The following is an 8,078-nucleotide window of genomic DNA, read 5'->3' on the forward strand; positions in this document are numbered from 1 at the left end:
ATAATTTTATTTTTTGAAAGAATGATGGATTTCTAATGACACTCGTTGATGCCCGTACAGCTGACCCGAAACGTTTCATCTCCGGAGCTACCGGTGACTGGGAAGTCATTATAGGATTGGAAGTGCACGCTCAGGTAACATCCAATTCGAAGCTTTTTTCCGGCTCTTCCACAAAATTCGGAGCTGAACCCAATGCCCATGTTTCCTTTGTTGATGCGGCTATGCCGGGAATGTTGCCTGTTATCAACATTGAATGTGTGAAACAGGCAGTCAGAACCGGATTGGGATTGAACGCCAAAATTAACCTGAAATCCGTATTCGATCGCAAAAATTATTTCTATCCGGATTTGCCTCAAGGCTATCAGATTTCCCAGTTTGAACAGCCAATTGTGGGCGAAGGCAAAATTACGATTTCTGTCGGGCCCGATAAAAAAGGCGAGTTCGAAGATGTGGAAATCGGCATTGAACGGCTTCATCTTGAGCAGGATGCCGGAAAATCCATTCACGACCAACATCCGACGATGTCATTTGTTGACCTTAACCGCTCGGGTGTTGCGTTGATGGAAATTGTGTCAAAGCCGGATTTGCGTTCTTCCGATGAAGCAAAAGCCTATGTAACGAAATTGCGTACGATTGTTCGCTATCTTGGAACATGCGATGGCAATATGGACGAAGGTGCCATGCGTGCCGATGTAAACGTCTCCGTACGACGCCCCGGTGAAGATTTTGGCACCCGTTGTGAAATCAAAAACGTCAATTCGATCCGTTTCATCGGCCAGGCAATTGATTATGAAGCGCGTCGTCAGATAGCTGTTCTCGAAGATGGTGGCACAATCGATCAGGAAACCAGACTTTTTGATTCGGCCAAAGGCGAGACGCGGCCGATGCGCTCCAAAGAAGAAGCGCATGACTATCGCTATTTTCCCGATCCGGATTTATTGCCATTGGTTTTTGATCAGGCTTTTGTCGACGAGCTTAAAGCAGGATTGCCTGCATTACCGGACGAAATCAAATCAGACTTCATCAATGAAATGGGCTTGAGCGCTTACGATGCTTCCATTCTTGTAAGTGAAAAAGCGATTGCCGACTTTTTTAAAGAAGTAGCCAACGGCCGTGACGGCAAACTTGCAGCCAATTGGGTTATTAACGATCTTTTGGGCGCACTCAACAAAGCAAGTCTTGATATTTCACAATCTCCGATGAGTGCAAATCAGCTTGGTGGAATTATTGACCTCATCAAAGAAGGCACAATTTCAGGTAAAATCGCAAAAGATTTGTTCGAAATCGTCTGGAATGAGGGTGGGGATCCTGCAAAAATTGTTGAAGCGCGTGGCATGAAGCAGGTTACTGACACCGGAGCTATTGAAAAAACCGTGGACGAGATTATTTCTGCCAATCCGGATAAAGTGGCTAAGGCCAAAGAAAAACCGACATTGGCAGGTTGGTTTGTCGGACAGGTCATGAAAAAGACCGGTGGCAAGGCAAACCCGCAAGTCGTGAACAAATTGATAAAGGCAAAACTCGGGATTGAATAACGATCATGTGGATTCGCACTGCATCCAGGAATGATATCAATGCCATTCATGACCTTTTGGTCGAAACTTGGCACGCTACATTAGATGATCTTGTCGGGCGTGAAGAAGTAGATCGTAAAATCGCCCATGATTACACGACCGATATGTTGAAAAAAATGCTGAGCCGTCCGGCATCCGAATATGTTGTGGCGGACGACGGCGATATGCTTCACGGCGTGGCTTATGCTGCACAAGGAGCGGTAAAGGGCGATTCCGAGATAGCGCTTGTACTGCATTTATGCGTTAAACCTGAAAGTCGGGGGCAGGGGATTGGTCAACGTTTGTTGATCGAACTTGAAGAGGCCTTTCCGGCAGCGCGGAAAATTCGTGTGGTACTCAATAAAAAAGATGTGCGGACACAAAAGTTCTTTGAAGAACAGGGGTATAAGCACCTCGGGAAAAGTGGTGACAACAAGTCGGATAATGATGTTGTTCTTGAGAAGACGCTGTTCTGATCACACGAATAATGACTTGCTTTTAATGCAGTTGGGCTGCATAACTGGAAAAGTGTATTTTTTCGTTTAAAGCTTATGGGCTGAATTGAAGGAGCTCGTACTGAAATGGCTGGTATCTGGAAACAGATTTTTACATGGTGGAATGGAAACACCATTAATACGCGGTTTTTTACGTGGCTCAATGGTAAGCGCGTCGGCGAAGACGAGTTCGGCAATGTTTATTACGAGGGTAGCCATCATAAAGATGGTTATACACGTCGTTGGGTAATTTATAAAAATTACTCCGAAGCTTCAACCATTCCTGCCGGTTGGCACGGTTGGATACACCATCGTACCGATACACCGCCGAGTGCAGAAGATTATCATGCACGTGAATGGGAAAAACCGCATATTCCGAATATGACCGGTACAAGCAAGGCCTATTCCCCGAAGGGGTCGATTGCTCACCATGGGCAGCGCCCGCATGTTACAGGCGATTATGACGCCTGGACACCCGGTAAATAACGAGTTCAACGGGAATGCATTCTGTTCTCCGTTGTATTGCCATAATTGTCAGTTAAGCGTGCAACCACTTTAAAGTCATTGTTGCGGTGCTATGAAATTTTTTAAACCGTTACCCACACATTGCCTGTTTGCTGTGGCCTGCCTGACTGGCTACCTTTCCGGTGTAAGTGCATCTTTTGCACAGGAAACAACGCGTCTGAGCAATCCTGTTGCAGTTTTCTCAGGTCTCGATAAAATTACCGGACGGATTACAACTTTCGATGTCTATATCGGAGAAACATATCAGTTCGGGGCGTTACAGGTAACGCCACGTGTCTGCTATTCGAACTCGGCAGACGAGGCAACCCGGACGGATGGATTTGTCGAAGTCAACGAAATTACGCTGGATAAAAAAATCAAACGTATTTTTACCGGCTGGATGTTTGCCGACAGCCCTGGTCTTAATGCGGTTGAACATCCGATCTATGATGTCTGGTTGAAAGACTGCAAACAGAAATCAAAAGTTCCTGCTCCCCAATAATCGTTTTTAAAATTATATAGTTATATCTTAGAATGTCGTTGCAGCATTGTGAGGCAATTCCGGAATTTGTGTTTTGTTGAAAAAAACTTTTCCGATAACAGTTCTCTTTCAATCCACCGGCAAAGGATTAACAGGATCATGCCCTTTTTGACTGCAGTTTGCCGTCAAACCGTCTGGAATTTGCGACCGATATAGGGCCGGAAAAATCAAGTGGCGGTTTGATTGGCGAAAATTTCATGTAACGGGTTGAAAATACGAAAAGATCACTTCAGTCACAGTAAGACAATGTTAAAAGTGTACTGAAAGTTTGTGCCCCACATGAATACAGGCCGATATTCTCTCCTAAGCCCGTCGCGTTTTTCGGTCTTTTGCCGGATGTATGGACGATCTCGAAGTCGAGCAATATCTCTTTAACAAAATTAAAGCTTCTCAAGCTTGGCGTAAGCGTCGGGGGGTAATCTCGCCATTAATCAATCACAGTGTTGAAAGGCTGGATATGCCATCGTTTCGTCTGGTAAAAAGGATTTTATCCTGTTTGATTTTGGCTTCTTGTCTAACCGCTTGTCAGTGGACAACCGAACCGTCCACGACGCATGATTACTATACGCGTGTTACCGAGCTTAGTTCCAAAAGTTTCTATTTTACCAATAATCCGCTGATACAATTGGAAATGCAGGCAAAGTGGATTAGCAATCAGGGGTATGTGATCGACACAATAGCAACGTCAACCAACAGCAATGATCTTGATATCAGTCTTGCATGGTCGCAAAAACGCAACTACCGCTATGTCGCGCGTGAAAAACTCAATATTGTATGTACTCTCGGATGCACAATGTCGGAAAAGGGACGCATCTTTATTCCTGAAGATGAATTTCGCCAATATGCAGTGAGCGGATTTATTTTCAAACTGGTTGGACGCGGAAATTATGTAGATGGTTTCCTTGATAAAAGAGCTTTCCAACAAGTTCTGGACCAAATGCAATCTATGCCAAAATATTAATCTTCACGATCATTTTATCTGATAACGAGTTAACGATTTTTTAACTTTTTGTTTCTTTTTTTCATCTTGACGCTTTAAGCTATTTCAGAAAATTGTTTGAAAATAGAGCGGGTGGGCTGAGATGTATTGGAAATTATCTTCTGTCTTAATTGAGGCGTTGTTTTTTTCATTTTCTGCGATGAATTTGGCTTCTGCCGACAATCTATTGGCTTTGGTTAATGTCTCGGATCAAACAATGACTGTTAAGAAGAATGGTAAAACACTCTATCATTGGAAAGTATCGACAGGGCGCAAAGGCTATGCGACGCCGAGCGGCACGTTCAGACCGGTCAGAATGCACAAAATGTGGCGAAGCCGCAAATATGACAATGCACCTATGCCTTATGCCATTTTTTATAATGAGGGGTATGCCATCCACGGGACGTCGTATGTAAGCAGGCTTGGTAGTCCGGCAAGCCATGGCTGTGTACGTCTTAATACTGCAAATGCCCAGATTCTCTACAAAATGTTGCAGGAAGAGGGGCTGGGGAACTTGAAAATTGTGATTAAATAATGGGTGACAAACGCTGTAATTGGCCAGATTTCTTCGAAAATAATCAAACAGTATTTTATACCGCAGCAATTTTTATTGGTATCGCTTTAGCCTGTTTTCCGTCGATATCAAAGTTCTCCGACGCAGCTTTGAAATTCGTTTTACCCATTTTATTGTTCGTTACTTTTTTACAGGTTCCTTTTGCGTCTGTGGTAAAAAGTTTCAGGAATGGACGATTTATAGTCGGACTGCTCGTCGGGAATTTTATTTTAATCCCGGTTCTCGTCTTCTTGTTAATCCGGCTCGGGCTGTCATTCTTGAATAGCTTGTTAAACATGTCGCCTTTGTCGAAATTAATAAGCGCCAACGATCCATATCTTTATTTCACAGCATTCGGCGCCATGCTCCTTTGTGCACCTTGTGTCGATTATGTTGTATCCTTTTGTCGTTCGGGCAAAGGCGATATAGCAGCTTTGACTGCGGCACTTCCTGTTTTGTTGATCTTTCAATTTTGTTTGTTTGGATTTTTATTTGTAAGCCCTTTCGCGGGAACAAAACTTCCCGGGATTGGTCACCAAAATTTAAGCATTTTGTTGCGTTCTGTTTTCGAGGTTCTGGTTATTCCTATATGCCTTGCCTGGTTTCTCCAGCGTTTTTCCTCTCGCAACCGAATGATTTCCGTTTCTACCTCCTTCATGAAAAACAGTGTTGTTATCGTCACATCGCTCACATTGGTGATTCTTGCCACTTATGCTTTTTCTCAGATTTTTTCGATATTCGGAGGTGATTGCCACGAGCTCACAACAGAAATGCCGTCACACAATGTTGTCGGTGGGCTAACGAACGTAGATTCGCTAACCACCCACACCGATGGTTTTGACGGGAGGTGTGAAAACCACAAACTGTTTGGCGCTCTTCTTTACGGCATAGTTTTCTATGGGATTTATGGGGGTCTTGCTCCATTTATCGGTTTTTTGGCAGCGAAATTGTTGAGGCTTCATGAAAAGCAGGCAATAGCGGTGAGTTTTAGTGTTTCGACGCGCAATTCACTCGTTTTGCTGCCACTTTTGTTATTTATCACACCCGCAAGTGCACAAACTTTGGTAGCGCTCGTTATTTTAACGCAAACTTGCGTCGAACTCGTTGCCGAAGTCTTTTATGTGCGCCTTATACCATTATTTGCAAAAAAGCATTTCAGGCATTAGGAGAGCGGATGTGAACAATGATTTTAATGACTATACGGGAAATCGAAAAACGCACACACCGCTGTTCAATATTCCTCCCGTTATCGTCACTATCGTTGCGATATGTGTATTGAGTTTTATTGTTCCGGAATATTTTTTTTCACCGCGACAATATGATATTTTTTATACTTACTTTTCGTTTGTTCCCGACTTCTTCCTGTCTGCTTTCATGAAATTCTGGTATACGCCGGTGAGCTACTCATTCTTGCACGCAAGTCTTATGCACGTAGCAGTCAATATGATGTGGCTTGTTATATTCGGCTCACCTCTTGCGAACCGGATCGGCAACATAAAATTCATTGTATTCTGGTTCGTTTGTTCGGCTATCGCTGCATTTGCCCATCTTTATGTTTATAGCGACAGTTATGTGCCAATGGTCGGCGCATCGGGCGCAATATCCGGTATGATGGGGGCAGCTAGCCGCTACGGTTTTCGTCAGGTGCAAACCGTCGGACAAAATCAACGATCGGAATTTGCCGGGCCGATCCTGTCCATTTCCCGATCATTGACCTCGAAAAATGTGCTTGTCTTTATCGGTACTTGGATTGTTATTGATATCATCACAGGTGTTGCGACACCTTCAATGGACGGAGAAGGGAGTTCGATCGCCTGGGTTGCGCATCTTGGTGGCTTGGCGGCAGGCTTTTTTCTGATCGGATTATTCGATAGACGCAGAAACCTCGAAATGTAAAACACGCAAAACCAGGCATCCCCGAAAAATCGTGCACGAGTTATGCTTTGGCCATCCGTTATGATTTTTGGGAATCATTTTTTATCAAGATGATTACGTGCAGCATAAAGCGAAATAGCTGCTGCGTTGGACACGTTGAGCGATTTTATCGCACCCGGCATATCCAGCCGTGCGAGCACTGAAACCGTTTCGCGTGTCTTTTGCCGCAAGCCTTTTCCTTCTGCTCCCAGAACCAAAGCAATATGGCCGCCTTTCAAACTTGGCTCGAGAGGAAGAGGACCTTCCGAATCAAGCCCGAAACTTGTGAAACCGGCTTTATGCAGTTCTTCCAGTGCCTCTGCGAGATTGCGCACGGTAATGTGGTCTATAAGCTCCAATGCACCGGAGGCTGCTTTTGCAAGGACTCCTGTCTCCTGTGCAGAATGTCTGTTTGTTGTGATAAGAGCACCGGCATTGAATGCAACGGCAGAACGCATGATAGCCCCGACATTATGGGGATCAGTGACCTGATCAAGCACAATGACAAGATCGGTATTCGAAAGCTCGTCAAGCGAACGCGGTTTCAACGCCTCTGTTTCAAGAACAATACCTTGATGCACGGCCTCGCTACCAACAAGCGAATCAAGCACTTTCGGGCTAACAATTTCCATCGGACAATTTATTTTTGATTCGTCGACGCCAAGCCGATCAAACGCATTTTTAGTGGCAAAAAGTTTAGTAAGCTTACGTTTTTTGTTCTGCAAAGCCGCTGCAACGGTATGAAGACCGTAAAGTCTGAGCTCTCCGGCACCGAAGGGGGACGGATCTACTTTTAACCGATTACTCTTGTCCGCTCTTTTGCCGGTTCTGTCGCGATATTGACGGCGTAAGCGGGCATAATGGGAATCTTTGGGAGTTTTTTCATTCATGCTTTTCTATAGCCGATTGCGCGGCTTATCCGATACTAAAAAATGTCGAAAAAGACTTTTTTGTTATGAAATTGAAAAGAACGGAATTTAACCTGTTGACAGAGGCAATGGTAAACGGCATAACGCCCCACACAAACAGAACGAGTTCTTTATGTATTTGGTCTGGTTGTATATGCCTTATCGCGCAACTCCGCTAGGTATTTTTAATGGAGGGGTGCCCGAGTGGTTAAAGGGGACGGACTGTAAATCCGTTGCTTTATGCTACGTTGGTTCGAATCCAACCCCCTCCACCATTTACCGGAGCCGGAGTCAACGTGCGGGTATAGCTCAATGGTAGAGCAGCAGCCTTCCAAGCTGAATACGCGGGTTCGATTCCCGCTACCCGCTCCAGACGGTCGTTGGCGATAAAGCAATTAAAATGTGGGGTTGAACTCCATTGTGACCAGACGGAAGTTTCCGTCTTTTTAGATTTTAGCCGGTGTGAATTTTTATTCCGGCAATGTTCGGTTCTGAAGCCCCGGTTGGGGTGTAAACAAGACGAGAGATCGACGGCGATGGCAAAAAGCAAATATGAACGTACGAAGCCGCATGTAAACATCGGCACGATTGGTCACGTTGACCATGGTAAAACAACGCTGACAGCAGCGATT

General features: G+C 44.8%; 10 protein-coding genes and 2 tRNA genes. 11 read left to right on the forward strand and 1 reads right to left on the reverse strand.

Translation table 11 applies throughout. From position 1 onward, the window contains the following. Nucleotides 1-35: 35 nt before the first annotated feature. The 8 genes from gatB (at nt 36) to H3V14_RS07935 (ending at nt 6,520) form a co-directional block, all read left to right on the forward strand. A complete protein-coding gene (gatB, locus tag H3V14_RS07900; RefSeq protein WP_198220465.1) occupies nt 36-1,535 on the forward strand; it encodes an Asp-tRNA(Asn)/Glu-tRNA(Gln) amidotransferase subunit GatB in 1,500 nt (499 codons plus the stop codon). 5 nt (nt 1,536-1,540) lie between these two features. Continuing rightward, nucleotides 1,541-2,029: a GNAT family N-acetyltransferase gene (locus tag H3V14_RS07905; RefSeq protein WP_198227799.1), complete on the forward strand. Its 489-nt coding sequence runs from the start codon at nt 1,541-1,543 to the stop codon at nt 2,027-2,029. A gap of 105 nt (nt 2,030-2,134) precedes the next feature. After that, complete coding sequence (locus H3V14_RS07910; RefSeq protein ID WP_075914628.1) at nt 2,135-2,533, forward strand: NADH:ubiquinone oxidoreductase subunit NDUFA12; 399 nt, start codon at nt 2,135-2,137, stop codon at nt 2,531-2,533. Nucleotides 2,534-2,624: 91 nt separating this feature from the next. After that, nucleotides 2,625-3,053 carry a DUF2155 domain-containing protein gene (locus tag H3V14_RS07915; RefSeq protein WP_083639798.1) on the forward strand — a complete coding sequence of 143 codons (429 nt, stop codon included), beginning with the start codon at nt 2,625-2,627 and terminating at the stop codon, nt 3,051-3,053. 379 nt (nt 3,054-3,432) lie between these two features. Next, complete coding sequence (locus tag H3V14_RS07920; RefSeq protein WP_246785081.1) at nt 3,433-4,053, forward strand: division/cell wall cluster transcriptional repressor MraZ; 621 nt, start codon at nt 3,433-3,435, stop codon at nt 4,051-4,053. A 178-nt stretch (nt 4,054-4,231) separates the two neighbouring features. After that, nucleotides 4,232-4,606: a L,D-transpeptidase gene (locus H3V14_RS07925; RefSeq protein ID WP_225867811.1), complete on the forward strand. Its 375-nt coding sequence runs from the start codon at nt 4,232-4,234 to the stop codon at nt 4,604-4,606. Nucleotides 4,607-5,280: 674 nt separating this feature from the next. Then, the gene (locus H3V14_RS07930; protein ID WP_198227801.1) at nt 5,281-5,790 is read left to right on the forward strand and encodes a hypothetical protein; all 510 of its coding nucleotides are present in this window, start codon (nt 5,281-5,283) and stop codon (nt 5,788-5,790) included. 10 nt (nt 5,791-5,800) lie between these two features. Then, a complete protein-coding gene (locus tag H3V14_RS07935; protein WP_369522675.1) occupies nt 5,801-6,520 on the forward strand; it encodes a rhomboid family intramembrane serine protease in 720 nt (239 codons plus the stop codon). Nucleotides 6,521-6,594: 74 nt separating this feature from the next. Here H3V14_RS07935 and H3V14_RS07940 read toward each other — a convergent pair whose 3' ends face one another. Next, complete coding sequence (locus H3V14_RS07940) at nt 6,595-7,428, reverse strand: RNA methyltransferase (RefSeq protein ID WP_198227805.1); 834 nt, start codon at nt 7,426-7,428, stop codon at nt 6,595-6,597. 208 nt (nt 7,429-7,636) lie between these two features. On the opposite strand from H3V14_RS07940, the gene H3V14_RS07945 reads away from it, so the two are divergent. The 3 genes from H3V14_RS07945 to H3V14_RS07955 all read left to right on the forward strand — a co-directional run. Then, a tRNA-Tyr gene (locus H3V14_RS07945) sits at nt 7,637-7,721 on the forward strand. Nucleotides 7,722-7,744: 23 nt separating this feature from the next. Beyond that, nucleotides 7,745-7,818, forward strand: a tRNA-Gly gene (locus H3V14_RS07950). A gap of 164 nt (nt 7,819-7,982) precedes the next feature. Further along, nucleotides 7,983-8,078, forward strand: a 96-nt coding sequence (locus H3V14_RS07955; protein WP_246713085.1) for a GTP-binding protein, incomplete at its 3' end; no start/stop codon positions are given.

The sequence above is a fragment of the Bartonella sp. W8151 genome, from assembly GCF_016100385.1.
Taxonomy (GTDB): Bacteria; Pseudomonadota; Alphaproteobacteria; order Rhizobiales; family Rhizobiaceae; genus Bartonella; species Bartonella apis.

Bases quoted from the DNA above. Each gene is read 5' to 3' on its own strand.
- gatB (WP_198220465.1), top strand. From the start codon at position 36: ATGACACTCGTTGATGCCCGTACAGCTGACCCGAAACGTTTCATCTCC.
- H3V14_RS07905 (WP_198227799.1), top strand. From the start codon at position 1,541: ATGTGGATTCGCACTGCATCCAGGAATGATATCAATGCCATTCATGAC.
- H3V14_RS07910 (WP_075914628.1), top strand. From the start codon at position 2,135: ATGGCTGGTATCTGGAAACAGATTTTTACATGGTGGAATGGAAACACC.
- H3V14_RS07915 (WP_083639798.1), top strand. From the start codon at position 2,625: ATGAAATTTTTTAAACCGTTACCCACACATTGCCTGTTTGCTGTGGCC.
- H3V14_RS07920 (WP_246785081.1), top strand. From the start codon at position 3,433: ATGGACGATCTCGAAGTCGAGCAATATCTCTTTAACAAAATTAAAGCT.
- H3V14_RS07925 (WP_225867811.1), top strand. From the start codon at position 4,232: ATGAATTTGGCTTCTGCCGACAATCTATTGGCTTTGGTTAATGTCTCG.
- H3V14_RS07930 (WP_198227801.1), top strand. From the start codon at position 5,281: ATGAAAAACAGTGTTGTTATCGTCACATCGCTCACATTGGTGATTCTT.
- H3V14_RS07940 (WP_198227805.1), bottom strand. From the start codon at position 7,428: ATGAATGAAAAAACTCCCAAAGATTCCCATTATGCCCGCTTACGCCGT.